Origin of the sequence: Mycolicibacterium wolinskyi str. Jessa 2025 (genome assembly GCF_049241375.1) — a bacterium.
GTDB lineage: Bacteria > Actinomycetota > Actinomycetes > Mycobacteriales > Mycobacteriaceae > Mycobacterium > Mycobacterium wolinskyi.
Map to the genome: position 1 here is coordinate 4,597,468 of NZ_CP185960.1, position 23,112 is coordinate 4,620,579.

23 protein-coding genes are annotated in these 23,112 nt (G+C 65.7%); 1 reads left to right on the forward strand and 22 read right to left on the reverse strand.

Going from position 1 to position 23,112, the window contains the following annotated elements:
• The first annotated feature begins 2 nt into the window (after positions 1–2).
• A complete protein-coding gene (locus ACOI2T_RS22630; RefSeq protein WP_409503635.1) occupies positions 3–1,127 on the forward strand; it encodes a glycerate kinase in 1,125 nt (374 codons plus the stop codon).
• 67 nt (positions 1,128–1,194) lie between these two features.
• On the opposite strand, the gene ACOI2T_RS22635 is transcribed toward ACOI2T_RS22630, so the two are convergent.
• The 22 genes from ACOI2T_RS22635 to ACOI2T_RS22740 form a co-directional block, all read right to left on the reverse strand.
• Positions 1,195–1,650: a DUF350 domain-containing protein gene (locus tag ACOI2T_RS22635; protein ID WP_067852307.1), complete on the reverse strand. Its 456-nt coding sequence runs from the start codon at positions 1,648–1,650 to the stop codon at positions 1,195–1,197.
• Between the two features lie 44 nt (positions 1,651–1,694).
• The gene (locus ACOI2T_RS22640) at positions 1,695–2,858 is read right to left on the reverse strand and encodes a glutathionylspermidine synthase family protein (RefSeq protein ID WP_409503636.1); all 1,164 of its coding nucleotides are present in this window, start codon (positions 2,856–2,858) and stop codon (positions 1,695–1,697) included.
• Positions 2,859–3,407, reverse strand: a complete 549-nt coding sequence (locus ACOI2T_RS22645) for a hypothetical protein (RefSeq protein WP_110775330.1) — start codon at positions 3,405–3,407, stop codon at positions 2,859–2,861.
• 117 nt (positions 3,408–3,524) lie between these two features.
• Entirely contained in the window at positions 3,525–5,495 is a 1,971-nt protein-coding gene (locus ACOI2T_RS22650) for a primary-amine oxidase (protein ID WP_067852296.1), read from the reverse strand.
• Positions 5,492–7,039 carry an APC family permease gene (locus ACOI2T_RS22655; RefSeq protein ID WP_409503637.1) on the reverse strand — a complete coding sequence of 516 codons (1,548 nt, stop codon included), beginning with the start codon at positions 7,037–7,039 and terminating at the stop codon, positions 5,492–5,494. The genes ACOI2T_RS22650 and ACOI2T_RS22655 overlap by 4 nt, the downstream gene beginning before the upstream one ends.
• A gap of 24 nt (positions 7,040–7,063) precedes the next feature.
• The gene (locus ACOI2T_RS22660; protein ID WP_409503638.1) at positions 7,064–7,783 is read right to left on the reverse strand and encodes an ABC transporter ATP-binding protein; all 720 of its coding nucleotides are present in this window, start codon (positions 7,781–7,783) and stop codon (positions 7,064–7,066) included.
• 2 nt (positions 7,784–7,785) lie between these two features.
• Positions 7,786–8,352 (reverse strand): FtsX-like permease family protein, encoded by a 567-nt coding sequence (locus tag ACOI2T_RS22665; protein WP_067852292.1) that lies wholly within the window; start codon positions 8,350–8,352, stop codon positions 7,786–7,788.
• A 2-nt stretch (positions 8,353–8,354) separates the two neighbouring features.
• A complete protein-coding gene (locus ACOI2T_RS22670; protein WP_409503639.1) occupies positions 8,355–9,539 on the reverse strand; it encodes an FtsX-like permease family protein in 1,185 nt (394 codons plus the stop codon).
• A 121-nt stretch (positions 9,540–9,660) separates the two neighbouring features.
• Positions 9,661–11,112, reverse strand: coding sequence for an amidase (locus ACOI2T_RS22675; RefSeq protein WP_409503640.1), 1,452 nt, complete (start codon positions 11,110–11,112; stop codon positions 9,661–9,663).
• On the reverse strand, positions 11,109–11,984 hold the full coding sequence (locus ACOI2T_RS22680; protein ID WP_409503641.1) for an LLM class F420-dependent oxidoreductase: 876 nt from the start codon (positions 11,982–11,984) through the stop codon (positions 11,109–11,111). The genes ACOI2T_RS22675 and ACOI2T_RS22680 overlap by 4 nt, the downstream gene beginning before the upstream one ends.
• Positions 11,985–12,105: 121 nt before the next feature.
• Positions 12,106–12,921, reverse strand: coding sequence for a translation elongation factor Ts (gene tsf / locus ACOI2T_RS22685; protein WP_067852284.1), 816 nt, complete (start codon positions 12,919–12,921; stop codon positions 12,106–12,108).
• Between the two features lie 19 nt (positions 12,922–12,940).
• Positions 12,941–13,774 (reverse strand): 30S ribosomal protein S2, encoded by an 834-nt coding sequence (rpsB, locus tag ACOI2T_RS22690; protein ID WP_409503642.1) that lies wholly within the window; start codon positions 13,772–13,774, stop codon positions 12,941–12,943.
• A gap of 244 nt (positions 13,775–14,018) precedes the next feature.
• Complete coding sequence (locus tag ACOI2T_RS22695) at positions 14,019–15,122, reverse strand: alcohol dehydrogenase catalytic domain-containing protein (protein ID WP_409503643.1); 1,104 nt, start codon at positions 15,120–15,122, stop codon at positions 14,019–14,021.
• 7 nt (positions 15,123–15,129) lie between these two features.
• Positions 15,130–15,984 (reverse strand): class I fructose-bisphosphate aldolase, encoded by an 855-nt coding sequence (locus ACOI2T_RS22700; protein ID WP_409503644.1) that lies wholly within the window; start codon positions 15,982–15,984, stop codon positions 15,130–15,132.
• On the reverse strand, positions 15,981–16,514 hold the full coding sequence (locus tag ACOI2T_RS22705; RefSeq protein ID WP_409503645.1) for a VOC family protein: 534 nt from the start codon (positions 16,512–16,514) through the stop codon (positions 15,981–15,983). The genes ACOI2T_RS22700 and ACOI2T_RS22705 overlap by 4 nt, the downstream gene beginning before the upstream one ends.
• A gap of 11 nt (positions 16,515–16,525) precedes the next feature.
• A complete protein-coding gene (gene dhaL / locus ACOI2T_RS22710; protein ID WP_409503646.1) occupies positions 16,526–17,188 on the reverse strand; it encodes a dihydroxyacetone kinase subunit DhaL in 663 nt (220 codons plus the stop codon).
• A complete protein-coding gene (locus ACOI2T_RS22715) occupies positions 17,185–18,186 on the reverse strand; it encodes a dihydroxyacetone kinase subunit DhaK (protein ID WP_421874378.1) in 1,002 nt (333 codons plus the stop codon). The genes dhaL and ACOI2T_RS22715 overlap by 4 nt, the downstream gene beginning before the upstream one ends.
• Before the next feature lie 13 nt (positions 18,187–18,199).
• Positions 18,200–19,168, reverse strand: coding sequence for a substrate-binding domain-containing protein (locus ACOI2T_RS22720; RefSeq protein ID WP_409503648.1), 969 nt, complete (start codon positions 19,166–19,168; stop codon positions 18,200–18,202).
• Between the two features lie 146 nt (positions 19,169–19,314).
• Entirely contained in the window at positions 19,315–20,049 is a 735-nt protein-coding gene (locus ACOI2T_RS22725; protein ID WP_409503649.1) for an IclR family transcriptional regulator, read from the reverse strand.
• The gene (locus ACOI2T_RS22730) at positions 20,046–21,137 is read right to left on the reverse strand and encodes a substrate-binding domain-containing protein (protein WP_409503699.1); all 1,092 of its coding nucleotides are present in this window, start codon (positions 21,135–21,137) and stop codon (positions 20,046–20,048) included. Before ACOI2T_RS22730 ends, ACOI2T_RS22725 begins: the two co-directional genes overlap by 4 nt.
• 41 nt (positions 21,138–21,178) lie before the next feature.
• Positions 21,179–22,090 (reverse strand): NAD-dependent epimerase/dehydratase family protein, encoded by a 912-nt coding sequence (locus ACOI2T_RS22735; protein WP_409503650.1) that lies wholly within the window; start codon positions 22,088–22,090, stop codon positions 21,179–21,181.
• Between the two features lie 7 nt (positions 22,091–22,097).
• Positions 22,098–23,003, reverse strand: coding sequence for an ABC transporter permease (locus ACOI2T_RS22740; RefSeq protein ID WP_409503651.1), 906 nt, complete (start codon positions 23,001–23,003; stop codon positions 22,098–22,100).
• Positions 23,004–23,112: the final 109 nt, after the last annotated feature.

Consider the following 23,112-nt stretch of genomic DNA (forward strand, 5'->3'; position numbering starts at 1 on the left):
GGATGAAAATCGTTCTCGCCCCGGACTCCTTCAAGGAGTCGATGACCGCGTCGCAAGCGGTTTCCGCCATGCGCGAAGGAATTCTGTCGGTACTGCCCGATGCCGAGTGCGTCGGAGTGCCGATGGCCGACGGCGGTGAAGGCACGGCCGATGCCGTGGTCGACGCCCTTGCCGGCGAGCACATCACGGTCGAGGTGTCCGATCCGCTCGGCAGGCCGGTGCAGGCGAAGTACGGCTATATACCCGACCGAAAGCTCGCCGTCGTCGAGATGGCCACGGCCTCGGGCCTGGAGCTCGTGGCACCGTCTGATCGGGATGTGTTGCGGGCCAGCACTTTCGGCGTCGGCCAGCTGATCGCGAACGCATTGGACCACGGCGCCGCCGAACTGCTGATCGGGTTGGGCGGGTCGGCCACCAACGACGGCGGCGCGGGCATGCTCTCCGCGCTCGGCGCTGTGCTCGCCGATGCGGACGGCGCACCGTTGCCGCCCGGTGGCGCCGCGCTCGCCCGGCTGGATCGCATCGACCTCACCGGACTCGACGCCCGGCTCGCCGACGTCCGGATCAGGATCGCGTCGGACGTCACTGCCCCGCTGCTCGGAACAGGCGGTGCCAGCGCGGTTTTCGGACCGCAGAAGGGCGCAACACCCGCCGACGTCGAGGTTCTCGAGGCGGCACTGACGCGGTTTTCCGAAGTGACCGAGACGACCCTTGGGCGTGCTCGGCCTGAAACCCCCGGCGCAGGCGCCGCGGGCGGCCTCGGCTTCGCGCTGCTTGAATACCTTGACGCCGAATGCGATCCGGGTGTGCAGGTGATCGCCGAAACCGTGGGTCTGGAAAAATCCGTCGCAGGCGCGGACTGGGTCTTCACCGGCGAAGGCAGCGTCGACGCGCAGACCATGCTCGGCAAGACCCCGTTCGGAGTGGCCGAGGTCGCCTGCCGCGCCGGTGCCCGCGTGGTGATCTTCGCGGGCCGAGTCGGCGACGATGCCGGTGTTCTGCTGGACAACGGTGTGGACCGGCTTGTCGCGATCACCGTGCCGGGTACGCCCCTCGAACAGGCACTGCGCGAGGGGCCGGCGTCGCTGACCCGCGCCGCCGCCGAGGTGTGCCGCGCGATCGCCTGACTCCGCGAGCAGACGCTCGGGTACCCCGTGCGCATGAAAATTGGGTACCCCCGCGTCTGCTCGTCGGCTAGAGGATCGCCGCCGCGACGATCAGCCCGAAGGCGAGGTAGGCGGCCGTGATCACCAGCACCTCGGGCGTGAACGTCTCCTGCGCGAGCACCCGGCCCATGTCGATGCCCTTGATCGCGCCGATCAGCCGTACCGAAAACGCTTGCGCCGCAATGCCCAAGAGCCCGAACACGAGCGTCATGATGAGGCCCTGGATCAGATCACCCGATGACGCGTAGATCGCGAGGACGATGATGATCGCCATCGACAGCACACCCGACGCGGCGACCGCCGCGGCGTTGGGGCGGCCGGCCTGGACCAGTACCCGCAGCGGTCCCGGCGTGGTCCAGTCGATCACGTAGAACCCGAGAACCATCAGGGCGATGCCGACGATGGTGTACAGCACGATCGCCGAGACGCCGTGGCCGAGGATCGACCAGTAGTCGGAACTGAGCGCGACGGTGGTTGTGGTCACAGGTTGATCCTTCCGAGGGAACAGTGGGAGGTCACAGTGGGAGGTCACAGCGGAATACGGTGTGGCACAAAGGCGGCGCCGTTGTCGGTGACGAAACCCGAGGTCTCGCGGATCCCGAGGCCCGCCGATTCATCGCCGACGATCCAGGCCCCGAGGGCCGGGCGCATGTCGTCGAACTGCGGCAGCGGGTCCAGCAGCTGGTACACGTACCCCTCTTCGCCGTACACGCCGCCGGTCTCGGTTTCGTATCCCGCACCGACGATGGTGATGTTGGCGCCTTCGCGTCCGAGTTTCGGCTTGCGCACGTATTCGGTCAGTTCATGGGGATCGTCGACGTAGGCGGGCAAGAGGTTGGGATGGCCCGGGTACATCTCCCACAGGATCGCCAGGATCGCCTTGTTGCTCAGCAGGGTCTTCCACAACGGTTCGACCCACATGGTGGTCGGCAGCTGCTCGACGGCATGGCGGCCGAAGTCGTCGTCGAGCATCCATTCCCAGGGGTAGAGCTTGAAGACCGACGCCATCGGCGCTTCCTCTAGATCGACGAACCGGTTGAGGTCCTCGTCGAACCCGATGTCCTCGATCGCCAGCCCCACCGTGTGCAGGCCGGCCTCGGCGGCGCACTCCTGAAGGTAGGCCACCGTCACGTTGTCCTCGCCGGTCATCTCGGCTCCCGACCAGGTGAAGTGGGTTTCGGAGCCCGGAAGGCGATCGCGGATCTCGGCCCACCGTGCCACCAGGCGTTCATGCAGCGAGTTCCACTGATCGTCGTCGGGAAACACATCGGTTTTCCAGTGCCACTGCAGAATCGCGGCTTCCAGCAGCGTGGTGGGCGTATCGGCGTTGTATTCGAGCAGAACCGGCGGCCTGCGGCCGTCGTAGCGCAGGTCGAACCGCCCGTACAGATGCGGATCGCTTCGCCGCCAAGACTTTTCGATGTGCTCCCAACTCCATTCGGGGAGCCCGAAGTCACGGTAACGCTCGGTCAGCACGACTTGCTCGACGGCTTCCAGACACATCGAGTGCAGCACCTCGACCGACGCCTCGATCGACAGCACCTCGTCCATGTCGAATACGTAGTGCACCGATTCATCCCAGTAGGGCCGGTCGGCGCCACTGGCGTCACGCGCCGGCGTGCCGTAACACATGCCCTGGTCGGCGACGATCTGTTCCCAGCCGGCTCGCGGGGAACTGCGCTGGCGCCGCACTCAGCTACCCGAGCTTCCGTAGCTCGACGACGACCCGAAGCCACCCCGGGAGATCGAGGATCCGGACTTCGTCTTCGCCGTGGTGCCCTTGGGGAGCTCCAGCGTTCCACCGCGCGCGGTGGTCCCTACACCGCCGTTGGTGCCGCCGTAGTAGTAGCGGTACGGCGAGCCGGCGTAGATGAACGTGCCGCCCGAACTGCTGTACCCGCTGGAGCAGTACTCGTCCGGCACCACCTCGTTGGTGCCGTCCTTGACGCACGCGGCGTCGACTTCCTCCTTGTGCAACAGGTGATAGCCGAGGGCCACGGCCCCGACAACACCGACCACGGCGACCGAACCCATCAGGATCTTGCCGTTCCTGGCGGACCGCTCGCGCGCCTTCTGCTCCTGCAGCTCGGCGAATCGGGCCGCGGCCTCACGGGCCTTCTGGGCCTTGTCCCGCTGCCGGGCCTCGGCGACGGTCGGCTGCCGTGGCCTGGTCTTACCCGGCTCCTGCCAGCGAATCGAGCCGCGCTGGTCACCCGTCTCGTTGTCCGGCCCAGAAGTCATTCACACCCCCACCACAGCGCCACCCGCCTGCCGCAGACGAGCATAAGCCCCCGCCGACGCGACGACAGCACCAATGTGCCGGTTTGCCCGGGACGGCGGGGGTAGCGGCCGAGGCTGTCAGTGGTGGTGGCAGGCCGCCGGCGGGGACGGCGGCAGATCCAGTGCGGGGTTGCCGTCGAAGAAGCCGACCGGCTTGAGTTTGAACCCCGTGTAGTGACACGGCATCACCGGCCAGTCCTCCGGGCACACGACGTGGTGGGCGCCGACGGTATACCAGAGGACGACGTCGGTGTTCTCGAGCGGGGCGTCGTCGGCCACGTACTCGGGCAGCCCTTGCGCCTCGGCGCACTGGTACATGTAGTCCCCCGCCGCGTAGAGCTCCTTCGGGTCGTACTTGGTCACCCAGAGGTTGTGCTGGACGAACCGGGCCCGGTCGTAAATGACCGATCCCTCCTGCACCATCACCGGCACGATGTCCTTGGGCATCAGCTTGTAGGCGACCGGCGCCCCGAACTCGTTGAGCTTCGACGGGTTGACGACCTTCCAGTACCGCCCCGTCGCATGGTCCCAGTCCCGCGCCCCCTCCGACTCCGACGCCACCAAGGTGTCCTGCGTGATCCAGGCATTGTGGTGCGGATTGAGCGCCGGGTCGGGCTCGGGAATCGAATCCACCTCGTACACGCTGTTTCCCGGCCCGTCGACACTCATGTCCATCCGGAAGTTGAAGAAGTGCTGGTGGTTCGGCCCGTACATGCCCGGCGCGACCATCTTCCCCCACCGCGGGGACTCACCGTCGGCGATGGCACCGGTGGTCAGGACGCCCGTGAGTTTGACCTCCATCTCGATGGACGCGTCGTTGTAGAGGTACCAGAAGAACCCGTACTCGTAGTTCCCGACGGTGCAGATCATCGAGATGACCAGGCGCCGGGACCGCCGGACCTCGACCTCGCCGGTCCGGAAATCGGTGTGTTTCCACGAGATCCCGAAGTCTTCTTCGTGCATGCAGATCGCGTTCGGGATCGTGACCGCGTTGCCGCTCGAATCGTTGACCGTGCCGTCGAAATAGTAGATCTCACCGAGACAGTCACAGCCCAGGGTCAGCGGATTGGCCGAGAACCCCATGCCGACCTCGCCCATGTCGAAGACGTTCTTGTTCCAGTGTGTCGGTGACGAGTCACCGTACGGCACCACCATTTCCGACAGCGCCGCACGGTACATGATGGGCCGCACCGTGCCGCGGTCGTCATACGTGAGCTCGTGCAGGACCAGGCCCTCGCGAGGGTTGAACCCGACGCGCAGTGACCACTTCTGCCACTTGACGTTCCACCCGTCGACGGTGAAGCTCGGCCCGTCGGGCTGGGTGATGTCGATAGTCTTGACGTCGGAGCGGAACTCTGTGAACGCGGGGCGGTTGTCGGGGTCGAACATGAACTTCTCGGCATAGTTGCCGCCCTTCGGCGGCAGCGCCACGACACCGTGATCCTCGACGTCGACGACGGTCATCGTGTCCAGGTCGAACGTGACGATCAGGCCCTCGACCGGACGCGCATACCCGTTCTCCGACGGGGCGGTTCGCATGAACGTCAACGGGCGGCAGATGAGCGGCGAGTTGTCGTAATGATCCTGCGGGCCGTAATACCCGGCGGGCCAGGGGTCGATCATCGCGAGACTGAAATCGGTGACCCCGCGCTTGCGCATGGCCGCCTGCCACCTCGGATCCTCACGAACCTTTTCCTCGACACCGGTCATGTGCTCGACGAGATAGGACGGGAACCGCCCGGGAACCGGTGTCCACGAATCGATCACCCGGGCATCGAGGTCGACGATGGCTTCGTAGATCAGCTTGGCGTCGTACATCGTGACGAACGCGCGGCGCGGGATGTCGTCGGCGCCCTCGAACGTCAGCGTCGCGGTCTTGGCCGGCTCGGCCAGCTGGATCATGACGAACTTCAATGTCGGTGTCGCATAGTCGGATCCGGTGATGATCGCGGCCGCCGCCTCGATCTCGGCGCCGCTCAGCGGGTCGAGCGGGTACCGGGTGGCATCCCCGGTGGACTCGGCAGGCAGCACCGTGCTGTCCATGGTCATTTGGCCACGTCCTCCGCTTCGGTCTTGTTGAGGTCGAATACCGCGAGATGGGCGAGCGCATCCTCCTGCGACATCTTGTGCGCCGAACGGCGTCCGAAGATGTAGACGACGAGCCCGAGCGCGAACATGCCGAGGCTGATGCCGCCGACCCACGTCATCCACGTGCCCGACGGCACGTCGAGCCAGGGTGTGACGAACGAGTAGTAGATACCACCGATGGTGCCCAGCGTGCCGACGACGACGGTGATCCACACCCCGACCGTGCCGCCCGGAATCCGCCAGAATTGCTCGTTGGCATAGCGATCCGCGTACTTCTTGCGCGCGACGATCACCGGGATCAGGAAGAAGAATCCGGACAGCAACCACACCGTCGACAGTCCGCCCTGCAGGTAGATCGTGACGTTGGCCATGCTGCTCTGCGAGTACAGCCCCACCAGGATCAGCGACGAGATCACGCCCTGGATCAGGATGGCGGTGACCGGGTTGCGGGTACGCGGGTTCAGGTGGGTGAAGATGCGCGGCAGGTGACGTTCGAGCCCCGAAACGAAGATCAACCGGGAGTAGGCAACCTGGTAGGTCATCAGCGCGACGACGATGATGAATGCCAGCACGATCGCGCAGACCTCCATCAGGCCGGGGAAGCCCGCGACGTCCAGCATGCCGATGACGCCGGTGACCGGGTCGATCTCGTCGCCCGGCAGCGCCATCATGGTGCCGAGCGTGGTCAGCAGATAGATCGCGACCAGCGCGGCCGAACCCCACAGGATCATCCGCGGACCGCTCTTGCGCACCGAGAGGAACTCGGCGCCCATGTTGTACGGCGTCTCGACGCCGAGCAGGTACAGCAGCACCGTGCCGTACAGGAAGCCGGCAACCGCGAAGTTCGGAATCGTCGCCTCGGCCCAGCTGAACGGTGTGGCCGAGCCGTTGTTTACCGCGAACAGCAGACCGGAGATGAAGATCGTCAGCGAGAGGATGCCGTACACGACGAAGACGACGTTCATGATCTTCTGGTTCGCGGCGAGTTTCGCGAGCGCCAGCCCGATCACCGTCCAGAGAATCACCAGCTGCAGGATGATGCTCGTCGTCAGGCCGAGTTCGGCGTGAAATGCCAAGAGCAGGAACTGCAGCACCACCGCGGGCGACGACGCAGCGTTGAGGATCACCGGCACCCACGACAGGTAACCGCCGATGAAACCCCAGGTTTCGCCCATCGTCCGGGTCGCCCAGATGTACACCCCACCTTGGCCGGGCCAGAGATTGCCAAGTTCGACCACGGCCATACCCGCCGGAATCAGGAAGGTGAGAATGCCCAGCACCCACATCGGGATCGCCGTCCAGCCACCGCCTGCCATCACCGAGGATCCGGTGACCCAGCAGATGATGAACACGTAGGCCGCCGTCAGGCCGAACGTGCTCATGACCTTGGGCAGGATCTGCTCAGGCACGAGCTCGGTGGTCATGAGTTTGTCACGCTCGGCCATGCCGGCCGCCCCGTTGGTGTCAGGGCCCGACGGTGACGCAGCCTCTAATTCTTGGGTCATCGCTAATCTCCCAAAGCCTTTGAGTCAATTGATGATTTGTCCGTCTCGCATCCGGACGACACGGCTCGCTTCGTCGGCCACCGTGGGGTCGTGGGTGCTCGCGACGACCGTGACGCCCATCGTCGAGCACAGGTCGCGCAGCATGCGCACCACCGTCTCCCCCGTGCGGTGGTCGAGATTGGCCGTCGGCTCGTCGGCGAGGACGAGGGTCGGGCTGCTGATCAGCGACCGTGCGATCGCCGTCCGCTGTTGTTCCCCGCCCGACATTTTCGTCGGCTGGTGATGTACGCGATGACTCAGCCCAACCATCTCCAGCAATTCGATCGCCCGTTTACGCAACGACTTACGGTCATAGGGTTCGAACATCAGCGGGAGTTCTACGTTCTCGACCGCCGACAGGAACGGGATCAGGTTGTAGCTCTGGAAGATGAACCCGATGGTGTCGTGCCGCAGCGCGGCGAACTGGCTCTCGGTCAGTTGCGCGGTGTCACGACCGCCGATCCTCACCGTGCCCTTGGTAGGCCGGTCCAGCCCACCCATGATGTTGAGCAGCGTGGACTTGCCGCTTCCGCTCGGCCCCATCAGACACACGAATTCGCCTGGCATGACCTGCAGTTCGGTCGCCACGAGCGCCTTGACGACCTCGTCGCCGAGCTTGTGCAGCTTCCAGACATCGCTGATCTCGATGACCGGTTTCTTGACGTCGGCTGATGCCGTCGTCGGAGCGTCGTCCAGTGCAGTCATTGTCAGCCTCCCGCGGTCAGGGATCGGATGGGTGGACGCGATGCGGCGTTCCACGTGGGGACGATGCTGGTGGCGACGGCGGCGACGATGCTCACGCCGACGGCGAGCAATGCGCCGAGCCCCAGTCCGACGTACGAGACACCCGTCGGTGCGAAACCGGCCAGTGCCGCCACGATTCCGGTGCCCGCAGCCAGCGCAGCGCCGAGCAGCGCACCCAGGATTGCCGCGACAACAGGTTCGACGAGAAGCGCCGCCACCACGGGGCCGCGCGGGATGCCGTTGGCGCCGAGCACCCCCAGTTCGCGGGTGCGGTGCGCGACCGTCCTGGTGGTGGCGACCGCCACCTCGACCACGCCGACGAGCAGGACGGTCACAGCGATCAGGATCACGGCTCGATTGATATCGTCGGCGTGGCCCAAAGCCGCCGACTGCGAACGGATTCCCGACATCATCCCGAACACCAGCACCACCAGAAACGCTCCGGTGGCGGTCGTGAGCACCGGCAACACCATTTCGCGGATCCGGCGGCGCGCGGACAGCACACCGTAGGACAGGCCTTTGCTGATCATCGTCACCTCGCCCCGAGGAGGTCGACCGGACGCTGCTGCAACAACCGGTGCACCGGTACGAGCGCACCGACTATCGCCATCGCCGGCAGAATTGCCGCCACCATGGCCGCGGCCTGGGCCCAGGCGGTCGGCGTCGCGATACCCGGAATCACCAGCGCCACCGCAACACCCGCGCCGACGACACCGACCACATAGGCGACCACGAACACCATCGCCGACTCGACCAGGAAGAAGTAGAGCACCTCGTCGGCCAGGCCGATGCTGCTCATGATGCCGAACTCGCGTTTGCGTTCGGCCACCGCGGCGAGGAACGACGACACCGCGATGACGAAGCCGAGCACGAGCCCGACGGTCGAGATCAGACCGAGGGTCGAGCTCGTGACCTTGCCCGAGAACAGCGCCGAGAACTTCTGCTCGAACGTCAGCGGACCCGATCCGCCCACGGTGTCGTAGATCAGGCCGGAGCCACCGGCCTCGGGCCGTACCGATGGGTCGGCGGTGGATGGCAGACCGACGGCCGCACCGAACGTCTTGGCCAGCTCACGACTGTGTTCTTCACCGGCAGGCGCATAGACCGTCCACCACCCGTGGTCACCCACCAGGGATCGCGCCAGCGCCGAGGACACGGTCATCGACTGACCGGCGCCCGCGACGTTCACCGTGAGTGACCGGCCGCCGAGATCTATCACGTCGCCGGAGGCGACACCCAGCCGGTCCGCCAGTCCGGTACCCAAATATGCTTGGCCGGAAGGTGTTTCGTCGGTGCCGCGCAGCGACACGCTGGTGTCGCCGACCATCGCGACACCGGACTGGGTCTGCACCGCACGCCATCCGTCGGGCGCGGTGATCGTCGGCGCCGGGCCGTCAGCCACGAGCGCCTGAACATCGCTGTCGTAGTGCACGCCGGCCGCGGGCACGGCCCACAGCTGCGCACCGCCGAGAACATCGGTGACCGAATCGGCGCCGGTGATGGCGAAGCTCGACGAGATGGTCCGGACAACCGTCACGCACGCGATCGCCAAGGCGATGCCGAGCACCGACAACACGAACCGTTCCGGCCGGCGGCGAATGTTCGCCAGCGCGAACCGGATCAGACACCCGAAGGTGTTGCCGGTCGTCGTTGCGATCTCCGGCGATCGGCGGGCCGAAGTAGCCGTTTCCACAATGAGCGATGCTGCGAGCCACATGTTTCGCCCGCAGCAGTTCACGGTGTCGCGGGAGTTAACAGCGCCCAGCCGGCGTTACGACGTCATGTCGCCGCGACGACGAAATCCGTCGCCATCCTCTTCAGAGACGCGCAATAACCGCTTACTTGACCGCTTTTCGGGCCCGTTTACGTCGGGGCGCCACCACCGAATCCTGGATCCGACGCCACGGCTGCGCTTCCTCCAGTTCGTAGGCGAGCTCCAGCAGCCGCGCCTCGCGGCCCACCGTCGTCGACAACATCATTCCGACCGGGAGCCCAGTTGCCGTCTGCGCCAACGGCAGCGAGATGGCGGGGTCACCGGTGGCGTTCTGCAGCGGCGTGAACGCCACCCAGTCGATGAGCCGCTCGATGATCTGTTCGTAGTCCGCGGTCGGATCGAGCCGGCCGATCGGCAACGTCGGTTCGGCGAGCGTCGGCATGAGAACCGCGTCATAACTGTTCGACAGCCGCTCGGTGATGCGCCGGGTCCGGGCCAGCCTGGTGATCGCCACCGGCAGGCGGTAGAGATTGCGGCCGGCGAAACGCTCGAGCCCGAGGGTCAGGTTGTCGAGGCGGCCGCGGTCGAAGCTCGGACCGAATGTGCGAGTCCCGCCGCGCACCAAGGCATATGCGAGAAACGCCCAGTAGAGCAGGAAGTCGTCTTTGAAACTGGCGGGGACCGGGTTGCCGATCGGCGTGATCCGATGGCCGAGCTCTTCGAGCAGCGCCGCGGTCTTGAGGGTGAGCTCACGCATCTCCGGGCTGGCCTCCCGGGCGATCGACTGTGTGCACACCGCGATACGCAGCCGCTGCTTGCCGGGCCGGCTGACATCTCCGATCGGTGGCAGCTTGGGATTGCGGTACACCCGCTCCATCTCGCGGTAGAGCGCGGCGGTGTCGCGGACGGAGCGGGTCACCACTCCGTCGGACACGATGCGCAGCGGCATCCGTCGGAGATTCGCGTCCTGCGGGAGCCGGCCACGCGACGGTTTGAGCCCCACGAGACCGTTGCATGCCGCCGGGATCCGAATTGACCCACCGCCATCGTTCGCATGCGCGATCGGCACCGCGCCGGCGGCGACGAACGCGCCAGAACCCGACGACGATGCGCCCGCGGTGTAGTCGGGGTTCCACGGATTGCGCACGGGCCCCAGCCGGGGATGCTCACACGAGGCGCTGAAGCCGAATTCCGACAGCCGGGTCTTGCCGAGCGGCACCAGGCCGGTGGCGAGATAGGCCCGGGCGAAATCGCCGTGGGCGGGTTCGGGCCGCGGCTCCCAGGCATCGGTACCCGACATGGTCGGCATGCCCTCGACCGCGACATTGTCTTTGACGAACGTCGGTACGCCGTCGAAAAAGCCGCCGTACGGGCTGGGCGCCGCGCCCCGCGCATGGGCCCGGTCGAAGGCTTCGAACGCCAGCCCGTTCAGGGTGGGGTTGACGGCCTCGACCCGCGTCACGGCCGCTTCGATGAGGTCGGCGGCCGATACCCGGCCGGCGCGCAGTTCCTCGACCAGGCCGACCGCGTCATGATCGCCCAGAGCATCGTCGCCGAAGGCGCTGATTACACTCATGCGCCGACGGTACCAAGTGGTACCGCTGCCGCCACCCTCTCCAACGCGGCGAGATGAGCGTCGACGGTGTCCAGGCCCGCGCCCATGGTGTTGACCGAGACGTGCGATGCTCCCGCCGCTGCCCAGGCCGACAACTCGCGTGCGGCCCGCTCGGCATCACCGCTCCAGGTCACCCGGCCCTCCATTCCGATGGATGCCGGGTCGCGGCCGGCAGCCAGGGCCGCCCGCTCGACATGTGCCCGGGCTTCGTCGAGCTCGGTGCCCGGCGCCACCATCGGGAACCAGCCATCGCTCAGCCGGCCCGCGCGCTCAAGCGCACGCTCGGTGGCGGCACCGAACCACACCGGGATCGGTCGCTGGACCGGCAACGGCGCCAACCCGGCCCCGGTGACCCGGTGGTATCGGCCGTCGAACGTCACTGTCGGCTCGGTCCACAGCCGCCGCATGAGCTCGACCTGCTCCTCCGAACGCTTGCCGCGGTTACCGAACTCTTCGCCGAGCGCCTCGTATTCGACAGCGTTCCAACCCAACCCGACACCGAGGCGCAGTCGTCCACCGGTGAGCAGATCGACCTCGGCGGCCTGCTTGGCCACCAGCACGGTCTGCCGCTGGGGCAGGATGATCACCCCGGTCACCAGTTCCAGTGTGGTCACCGCGGCGAGATAGCCGAACATCACGAACGGCTCGTGGAACGTCGTGCGGATGTCGTAGGGCCCGGCCCAGCCCTGGTGCACCGCCGGGTCGGCCCCGACGACGTGGTCGTAGGCCAGGATGTGGGCGTATCCCAGCTCTTCGACCCGCTGTCCGTAGGCCCGTACGGCACCCGGGTCTCCGCCGAGTTCGGTCTGGGGAAAGACGACTCCTATGCGCATGGCATCTCCAACAACCGTTCCCGGCGATCCCATCCAAAGGCAAAACCCCGCGTCTCCGGGATCGCCGGATCTGACGCGGGGTTTTACGTTGAGCGGTTGGTGCGCCGCTCAGGTCTTCTCGCTAGGCCTGGCCGACCTCGAACCGGACGAACCGGGTCACGGTCACGCCTGCCTCATCGAGCAGTGCCTTGACGGTCTTCTTGCTGTCGGACACCGACGGCTGATCGAGCAGCACGACGTCCTTGTAGAAGCCGGTCACGCGACCCTCGACGATCTTGGGCAGCGCCTGCTCGGGCTTGCCCTCTTCCTTCGCGGTCTCCTCGGCGATGCGACGCTCGTTGGCGACGATGTCCTCCGGCACGTCCTCACGGGTGAGGTACTTGGCCTTCAGCGCGGCGATCTGCAGCGCGACCGCGTGCGCGGCCTCCTGCGAATCACCGGTGTACTCGACGAGCACGCCGACGGCAGGCGGCAGGTCAGCGGCCCGCTTGTGCAGGTAGGTCTCGACCTGACCGTCGAAGTAGGCAACGCGCCGCAGCTCGAGCTTCTCGCCGATCTTGGCCGACAGGTCCGCGATGGCCTGCTCGACGGTGGTGTCACCGGCCTTGGCAGCCTTCAGCGCGTCCACATCGGCGGCCTTCGAGGCTGCCGCGGCGGCCACGACCTGGTCGGCCAGTGCCTGGAACTCGGCGTTCTTGGCGACGAAGTCGGTCTCGGAGTTGAGCTCGATCAGCGCGCCGTCCTTGGCCGCGACCAGACCCTCGGCGGTCGCGCGCTCAGCGCGCTTGCCGACGTCCTTGGCGCCCTTGATGCGCAGCAGCTCGACAGCCTTGTCGAAGTCGCCGTCAGCCTCGACCAGCGCGTTCTTCGAGTCGAGCATGCCGGCGCCGGTCAGCTCCCGAAGTCGCTTGACGTCGGCAGCGGTGTAGTTAGCCATGTAAGCCTTCCCCTGAAAATTACGAAGCGTCAGTGGATGATTCGGTGGAGGTCGCACCACCGGCCGGGCTGTCGGTAGCACCGGCGGTCGCACCGGCCAGCAGCTCCTGCTCCCACTCGGCGAGCGGCTCGGCGCCCTCCTCGGGCTTCTCGCCGCTGCCCTGGCCGGCCCGGGCCTGCAGACCCTCGGCCACCGCGGAGGCGATCACCTTGGTGAGCAGGGCCGCGGAACGGATGGCGTCGTCATTGCCCGGGATCGGGTAGTCGACGACGTCGGGATCGCAGTTGGTGTCCAGGATCGCGATGACCGGGATACCCAGCTTGCGGGCCTCGCCGACGGCGATGTGCTCCTTGTTGGTGTCGACGACCCAGATGGCCGAAGGCACCTTTTGCATGTCGCGAATACCGCCGAGGCTGCGCTCAAGCTTGTTCTTCTCACGCGTGAGCATGAGGATTTCCTTCTTGGTGCGGCCCTCGAAGCCACCGGTCTGCTCCATCGCCTCGAGCTCCTTGAGGCGCTGCAGACGCTTGTGCACGGTGGAGAAGTTGGTGAGCATGCCGCCCAGCCAGCGCTGGTTCACGTAGGGCATGCCGACGCGGGTCGCCTCATCGGCGATGGACTCCTGCGCCTGCTTCTTGGTGCCGACGAACAGAACGCTGCCGCCGTGGGCGACGGTTTCCTTGACGAACTCGTACGCCTTGTCGATGTAGGTCAGCGTCTGCTGCAGGTCGATGATGTAGATGCCGTTGCGGTCGGTGAAGATGAACCGCTTCATCTTGGGGTTCCAGCGACGGGTCTGGTGCCCGAAGTGGGTGCCGCTGTCGAGCAGCTGCTTCATGGTTACAACAGCCATGAGTCCATGGTTCCTTTTATGTCGGTTGTCGCCCGGCGTCGGGTGATGCCGGGCCCTGGTGCCTACTGGTTGCCGGACCCGCCTGGGAACTCCCAGGTCAGGACCGCCGGCATCCGGATACGACCCCGGTAAGGCGGCCGTGGCGCAGACACGCGAAGTCAGCCCGCTCGGGCGAGCTGCGGATTGAAGTTTACACGCTGAACAGGGGTGCTTTTACCACGCGGCAGGTGCCGCTCGGCGACGGCTAAGCCATGCGAACGATCTGGCGGATCGCCCGACCGTCAGCAAGATCATCCATGGCCGCGTTGATCTGAGCGAGCTCGATTTCGGCTGTGACGAGCCGCTCGATGGGCAGAACGCCGTCCCGCCAGAGCCGGACGAAAACCGGGATGTCGCGATCGGGTACCGCCGAGCCGAGGTAGCTGCCGACGATGGTTCGCGCCTCTGCGGTGATCAGCAGCGGTGACACCGCCGCCATTGCTGAGGGTGCGGGCAGTCCGACGGTGATTGTCCGTCCGCCCGCCGCTGTCAAGGCGAGGGCGGTCTCGAAGGCACGCGGGTGACCCGCGGCTTCGATCACGGCCGGCACTCGTATACCGCGTTCCGTGGCCCGCTGCGGGGTGACCACCTCGGTCGCGCCGAGGTCGCGGGCCAGTGCGAGCTTCGTCTCGACGTTGTCGACCGCGATCACGTCGTGGCCCAGGGCCAGCGCGGTCATCACGGCCGCCATTCCCACGCCGCCGAGACCGACAACAGCGATGGGCTCGCCGGCCCGCGCATTGCCGTCGTTGAGCACCGCACCGCCGCCGGTGAGCACGGCACAACCCAGCAGCGCCCCGACGGAAGGCGGGATATCTGCATCGATCGGAACGACAGATCGCCTGTCCACCACTGCGTGGGTCGCGAAGGCCGACACCCCGAGATGGTGGTGCACCAGACCGCCATTCCGCGCCAGGCGAGTTCCTCCGTTCATCAGTTCTCCGGAGGCGTTGGCGGCGCTCCCCCGGCCACACGGGATCCGGCCGCCGCTACGGCAACCCTCACATTGACCGCACCGCGGCAGGAATGTCATCACCACGCGTTGACCCGGATGGATATCGGCAATGCCGTCCCCCACCGCCTCGACCAGGCCGGTGCCTTCGTGCCCCAAGAGCATCGGCAAGGGACGGGCCCGGTTCCCGTCCACGACCGAAAGGTCCGAGTGACACACGCCGGCCGCGTCGATGGCGACGCGGATCTCGCCGGCGCGCGGCTCCGACAGATCGAGTTCGGTGATGGCGAGCGGCGCACTGACCCGGTAAGGCCGCTCCGCCCGGCTATGGTCCAGGACGGCACCAACGATCCTCATACAGCCCTCATGCGGCGCTGTGACGGTGTAGGAGTTCGGCGGCCGTGGGTGCATCGACATCGTCGTGGACCACGGCCATCAAGGCGGCGACCATAGCGGTGGGGTTTTGATGTTGAAAGATGTTCCTCCCGTACACAATTCCGATAGCGCCCTGCCGCATGATCGCTACGGTTCGCTCGAGAATCTCGGTGTCCTGGGCGCGTCCACCACCGCGAACGAGTACTGGAACCCCAGAGGCTGCGGTGATCACCCGGTGAAACTCGGCAGGCACGCTGCACGGGTCAGCCTTGATGACATCAGCGCCCAGTTCCGCTGCCTGTCGAACCAGAGCGGTGATCCGGTCGAGATCTCCATCGACCTGATAGCCGCCTGCAGTCTCATTCGGAGCCATCACCAGCGGTTCCACCATCAGTGGCATACCGACACGCTCACATTCCTGCCGCAGCGCGCCGACATTGCGCACGCACTGGCTGTGGAGTTCGGGCTGATCCGGAAGTAGCAACAAGTTCGCCACCACGCACGCCGCGTCGATGCGTACCGCCGTCGTGACGGCCCCCGGCAGCAACTCGCAGGACGGTGAGCGCGGCACGGCAGCGCCATAGACATTGGACACATCGGTGCGCAACACCAGCCTCGGGTCCGCTGAACTGCGCCGCCCGGCCAGGAGGCGAGCCATCCCCGGGGTCAGCTGGATCGCGTCCGGGCCGGCGGCGCGCAAGGTCTCCAATGCCTCCCGCATGTCGCTGATCCCGCCCAGCAATGCAGGCTCGTTGACCGCACCATGATCAACCGCGACATCGAGCAGTTTTCCGTCCTCGCCCAGTAGCCTTTGCAGACGAGGAAGCAAGTCTGCGTTGCTCATTCGGCCGGGTACGTCGAGTACGAGCCTTCTGGCAGTTTCAATCGCGGGCAGTTGCCCAGCTCGAAGATGAAGTCGAGTTTGGGCTCGGTGTCCATGTAGTAGTGCACGTCTACGTCGAACCAGCCCGTCTGCAGCACGCCGATCCCCTTGGCGGCGTAGTCGTCGATCACCGCGTCCAGATCACGTTCGGAGATCTTCTCCTTGATGTGATGCAGGCCCTCCCCGCGACGTTGCAGAAACTCTTCGTAGATTGTGGGCCCGTAGACCGGCTGGATCAGTTCGAAATCGATGTCCCCCACCGTGGCAATGGCTATGAGGAACTTGAACGGAACGGTCACCGGTTGAGCACCCACCTTGAGGTCTCGCACCGAGTCCTCGGTGAACGTGAGAACCGTCCACGGGCCGATCCCCAAGTTTTCCACCCAGGCTTTCATGCTTCTCTCCAGATCGCTTGTAACAAGCGCGATCTGGAATATCTTGCGATCCGCGTTGCGTCGCCGCAGTTCGTCGGCAGTCAGGGATGCGGTCATCGTTGTGCCTTTCAGTGTGTCGAGGTTTGCAGGTGGTGTCGAGCGAGCCAGTCGGCCATCTCGCGAAAAATGAGCGCTACCGAGATTGCGCCGGGGTCGGGGAAGCCAAGCGAACGCAAACCGAGGGCCGCAGACTTTCCATGCCTGGCTGTCATGGTTCGAGTCGCGTCCGCGCCCGCCTCCGCCGCCAGAGCGGCTTCCTTGAGCGCCTGCGCCACTGGAGTTTCCGCGGATTGCTTCCGCAATGCCTCGACAACCGGGATGACGGCATCCAGCATGGTTTTGTCGCCCGGCTGCGCTCCGCCACGACGCTGAATCTCTGCGACAGCGGCGTCGAGATGGTCTGCCAAAGCCGCCGTCGTCAACGGTCCCGCAAAGGATGAGGTTCTGGCGCTGCGAAACAGCGTTCCGAACACGACGCCGGAGGCCCCGCCCATGGATTCGATCAGGGTTGTGCCTACGCCGACGAGAATCTCGTGCGGGCTGGCGCTCGCCGGACAGCGCCGGAGATGGTCGCGGGCCGCCCGGAACCCGCGCGCCATACCCTGGCCATGGTCTCCATCACCGATTTCGCGGTCTGCGCGTGCCAACAGTTCCTCGCTGAGGATCATCCGCTCGCACACCGCCGTCAGCATGCCGATGACGTCGGTTGTCTCGATCGCTGGAGCGCTCATGTCAACACTCCCGCGAATGTCGCGTGGGCCTGGCGGTGATACAGCTGCGCGAGGTCCTCGTCCAGCTCGAAGAGGGTAATCGAAAACCCGTGCATCTCTTGGCTTGTCGCGTACTCACCGATGTGGGTGTCGGCGATTTCGATTGACTCTTCGGCGAGCCGGTGCAGCAGTCGACGGCTCACGATCAGCAACTCGGCGCGAGTCGTGGCCCCCAGACCATTCACCAGCACTGCGACAGCGTGGTCGCGATCGAGCGGGCGGTCGGCGAAAAGCAACTCGAGCATCTTGTCCGCTGTCGCGTCCGCGCCGAGGAAGTCTCCTGCCCACACCCCTTTTTCACCGTGCATGCCCATGCCGATCTCGAGGCGGCCCGCTGCCACGACCAAGGTCGGCTCGCTCGAGCCCGGAATCGTGCCACCGGCGCCGGCAACTCCGATGCTGCGGGTGTGATCGACGGCTCGCTGCGCGATCGAGGCGACTGCGTCGAGATCGTCTCCCCGCGCGGCAGCGGCTGCAGCGATCCGAGTGGCGAAATACCCTCCGGCGATACCGCGACGGTCATTGCGACGTTCCAAAGGCGCGGACGCGACGTCATCAGTGATCCGGACGGTACGCGTCGCGATTCCATCGGCTTCGAGTTCTTCTGCAGCCAGGTCGAAATTGAGTCTGTCCCCCGCGTAATTGCCGTACATGAACAACACTCCGTGGCCTCGGTGCGCCTCAGCGGCCACCGTGACAATCGACATCGGATTGGGTGCGGCAAATACGTCGCCCTGGCAGACCGCGTCCGCCAGACCCTCTCCGACGTATTCCAGCCACACCGGTTCATGGCCGCTCCCTCCGCCGACGAGCACAACGACCCGGTCGGTGAGATCGCGGCGAATCAGGCCGAGAGTTCCTGGAACACGAGCTATTCGAGCACCGTGGGCAGCCGCGTAGCCTTCGAGAGTCTCAGCCGCGACGTCACTGGCCTTGTTGATGAACTTTCGCATGAGCATGTCTCGTTTCTGATCACTGGCGTGCGGCCAGGTACTCCCTGACGGCGTCGACGTCGTGGCGGTTGAATTCGGGCGATGGCGTGTAGTGCAGATATTCACCGGTGTCTTTGCCGTCGCGGGTTGCAGTCGCAACGGCGATCACCTCGTCGGCCCACGCAGCGGCATCCTGGCCGGTGGTGTGTTCGACGATGCCGGGTTCGGCAAGCAACAACTGCGCGACAGTCGGATTGATGCCGATACCGAAAACCGCAACCTTGCCTTGAAGCCCACGCGCTTCCACAGCTTTGGCAGCTGCCACGATGCCGTCCTCGTTCTCCGCGATCAACACGTCGATATCGGGGTGTGCGGCGAGCATTGCGGTGGCGACGGGCGTCGCGGCGTCCACCACGTACCCTTCCTGGGCAGTGACCGTCTGCACGTCCAGTGCGGCAAGTGCCTCATCCAGACCGGCGCGTCGGTCCTTACACACGTCGTACGTCTCGCAGGTCAGGTAGGCAATCTTCGCGGGCCCCGGCCGACCGCCCAAGTAGTGCGCCACCGCGCGTCCGGTGCTCGTGCCGAGTCCCTTCTGGTCGTTGGTGACGAACGCTTCGGTGAGTTGTTCATCGAGGGGTGCTGCGAGGCACGTGTTGTAACAGGCCACCGGCACGCCGGCATTGCCGAGCCTGCGGATCGCGGCCGCCGACCCGGTCGCGCTGGCCACACTGGTCACGACCAGATCCACACCCTTGGTGGCGAAACCGCTGAGTACCTGATTTTCCTTGATCACGTCGTTGTTGATATCGGCGATGTCGAACGAAATCCCGTTCTCCTGGCCGATTTCGTTGAGCCGGTCGACAAACTCCGAGAACGTTCCGGTGGGAAACAACGTCGTCACGCCGACGGTGTACGTGCCGTCCGGTGCACCACCTCCACTGCCGGCTTGGCACCCACAGGCGACCACCGCCGCTGCCGCCACAACGGCCATCCGAGCGAATCTCATTGATTTACCTGACTTTCTGATGCGAGAGCACCGCTTGCGCCGCGTTTCCACTCTCAGCGATGTTCGATACTTCGTTCTATTGAACGAGATATAGAACACCATAAGCGCGCGGAGTGACCACCGTCAACCCCTCACCCGAGTGGTGATTAAGCGCGGGATGCGAGTTCGTGCGCGAGTCGGCCGATCGCGGCCGCGTCGGTCGCGTGCCTCGCGCTTCCTTGAGCTCGGACGACACCGACTGCGGCGAGCGGACGGCCGTCAACCACGATCACAGCCGCGGTGCCGGCGAGCGTCATCTCCTCGACACCTTCGTTAGAAGCCCATCCGCGTGTACGACATGCTTTGCGGGCCAACAGCAGTCGGTCGGCGTCAAAAATCAGCCCGCTGGGTGATGCGGCCGGTTCGTTCCGGTACAGCCGGTCGACCACAACGTCCGGCAGCTCGGTCAACAGGGCGATTCCCGTTGCCGTAGACCACGCGGGCAGGCGCATGCCGGGCGTGAGGGTGAGCGGCAGTGGCCTATCCCCCTCACGCACGGCGACATGTGCGATGTCGCCACCCACGAGCACCGCAAGCACGACCGCGGCGCCGTCCAACTCGCTGATACGCGCGCACGCTCGCCGGAACTCCTCGATCAATCTGGTGCCCCCGACGAAACCTCTGGCGATCTCGGCAATTCGCGCACCCAGCCGTACCGTCCCCTGCTCGTCGCGAGTCACCGCCCCCTCCACGAGCAACGTCGACACCAGATCGGAAACAGAACTCTTCGCAGTACCGAGCCGCCGAGCGAGCTCAGGAACCGAAACCCCGTGCGGGTTGGCCGCAAGCTCGGCCAACACCCGAGCGGCGCGATGGACGGCAGGTGAACCAGGGCTCGTCATATAGCGTCCCACGGGACATAGTCATCGACATCCGGCGTGATGAGCCGCGGCGCCAGCAGCCGAAGGCGAGAGGTGAGGGCAAGCCCCGAGATCACATCGGCAGCCACCGACAGACCGACGCGGGCCATCTCGGCCGGGTCCTGCGCCGCGGTCGCGATCAGGCCGGCACCTCGATCTAAAAGGGCTGCGGCACGCTGTGATCCGTCGACACTGACGATCGGAATTCTCAGTCCAGCCTCTTGGACCGCGCTCAACACACCGAGGGAAGTGGGGTCGTTGATGCCGAAAAAGCCGTCGATCGGACCGGATTCAGCGAGAATGCGACGGGCCACGGTACGTCCCGAGGCTTCCGAGTGGTCACCGCGTTGGCGACTCACGATCGCGATGTCGGGGTAGTCACGCAATGCCGACACGAATCCGGCGACGCGGTCGGCGGTAGCCGTCACGAACGTACCGTCGACGATCGCGATCCGGCCCCGCCCCCCGATGGATGTGGCGAGATACCGACCGACCATCGCGCCGGCCGCGACGTTGTCGGTTGTCACCGTCGCGTCCGCGCCCTCGGCGCCTACGTTGAGCGCGACTACCGGCACCCCAGAATCCCTGCTGCGGGCAACCGCCGCGCCGACGCCGACGGAGTCCACGCTGTCGAGCAACAACGCCTGTACACCGTCGGCCACCAGACCGTCGATCTGCTCGGCCTGACGCCCCAGATTCTGCTCCGCATCGCGGATCTCGACGTCGATCGCCTGGGCCGACGCGACCGCCTTGATCGCGGCGACCTCGGCGACGAAGAATGGGTTGTCGAGGTTCTGCACACAGACACCGACACGGGTCATCCGCACCGGCTGCCGCCCGTAGGCCGCTGCCAACTCGATGACGGCCAGCCCGAGGCCATAGTTGCCATCCGACATCGTGAGCAACCGTTGGTCGACCAGGGCCTGGCATATCCCGAGCAGGCTGCTCTTCGGGAGCATGACCCGACGAGATAGTTCGGACAGCGTGGCCGGACCACGCACAGCGATTTCCGACAACACTTGAAATGCCCGGCCGACAGCCGGCACGCGCGGCGATGCGCCCGGCTCCATGCCCACGCCGTCAGGATACGAGCCGAGCATGCCCCATCCGGTCAGGGACGCACATTCTCGCGTATCCAACTGGTGACAGAGCCGTGTATGGGTCGCCAACCAAGTTGGTCACGGGATGCTCGGCCCCGCACCCGGCTGTTGGAGCCCAACGCGTAGACCGCGGGCTCAAAGCCCCACTCTGCGATCGCTTCAGCTACCGATATCGCGCTCGGCGGCGGCAACCGCAAGGCCACCGCGATCGCCTCCGTGATGGCCCGGAAACTCTCCTCACCGTTCTCTACGAAAAAGAAGGAACCGGGGGCCGCCTTGTCCAGCGCCAGCAGGTACAGATCGCACGCATCGCTGAGTGAGACGTTGGACCACACGTTCAGACCTCGCCCGACGTGCCGCACCACACCGCTTCGCCGGGCTGTCTCGACAAGCCGAGGTATCTGCACGCTGTCTCGCCGCCAACCCTCGCCGGTCCCGTAGACCATCGAGTTGCATAACACGACCGAACGGATGTTGCGGTCCCGCGCTGCCAGCACTCGGCGATCGATGGCGACTCTCGCTTGCTTGTCTTCGGCAGGCACCCAACCGCTGTCGCCGACGACATCCGCCTCGGTGTAGACAGCCTGCTGCGGCTCACCTCCGGATGCCTCGCCGACGATGCTCGATCCGCTGGTGTGCAGGAACGGTTTACCACCGCTGCCACCGAGAGCATCGAGGAGAACGTCGACGGCGTCAGCGTGGTCGCTGTCGGCGGCGTTGATGACGGCATCGGCGGCGCGTGCTTCCGCTGCGAGGATCTCTGCGTCTTCGAGGTGGCCGAGCACGGGCTCGATACCGGCGGCAACAAGCGCTTCGACATGGTCGCCGGACCGGATGAGCCCACGCACTTGGTGTGTTGACGCCAAGCGGACGGCAAGCGTGCCACCAATGAATCCGGTTGCGCCGGTGATGAATATCCGCATGCTGGCTTTATCTCCCGACTCGTGGGCGCATGCCGCTGACTAGCACGGCGAGGAGGACGATCAGCCCGTTGGCCACGTACTGGGCATAGCTGTTGACTCCGAGCAGCACCATGCCGTTGTTGAGGATGCCGATGAAGACGACACCGATCAGTGTGCCGACCATCGACCCGCGGCCCCCGTAGAGGTTGGCACCACCGACGATAACCGCCGTGATAACCGCGAACTCGACCCCGCGGCCGATCGTCGGGTTACCGGCACCCAGCTGCGAAGTTTGCAGAACCGCCGAGATCGCGGCGAGCACGCCGGTCAGACCGAACAGCATGGTGCGGATGCGGGCAACCGGAATCCCCGACAGCCGCGCAGCCTCTGGGTTTCCGCCGATCGCGTAAACGGCTCGACCGAACGCGGTTCGGTTGGCGATCAACCAGAACACCGCGAAGGTGAGGACCATGACCAGCGCCGGAATCGGGATCCCGAGAAGCGTACCGTTGCCCCACTCCGCGAAGCCCTCGTCGATGATCGGCAGTGGGACAGCGTTGGTCAAGATCAACGCCGCGCCGCTGAGCGCCGAGAACAACGCCAGCGTCACGATGAATGACGGCACATTCAGCCAGGCCCGGGTGGCACCGGCTGCGGCGCCGATCGCTGCGCCGGTGAGGCATACTGCCGGTGCGGCCAGCCAAAGCGGCAACGCCTGCTGTACCGCGAGCACACCGAAAAGCGCCGAGCCGAAGGCAATTGCAGAGCCAACGCTGATGTCGATCTCACCGGCGACAATGACCAATGTCATGCCGAACGCGATGATCCCGGTGAATGACAGTTGGCGGGCCACATCGAGAAGGTTCGCCGAGGTGAGGAAGTTCGGTGCCGTCGCGGACAGCACGACAACCAGCACGCTGAGAACACCGAGCAAGCCTAGATGTTGCCCACCGCAATGCCGCACCGTCGTCAGGATCGCCTTCCTGCGAGACGGCGAGTTGGAATCGCTTCCTGTCGGTGGGACAACCGGACCACTGAATACC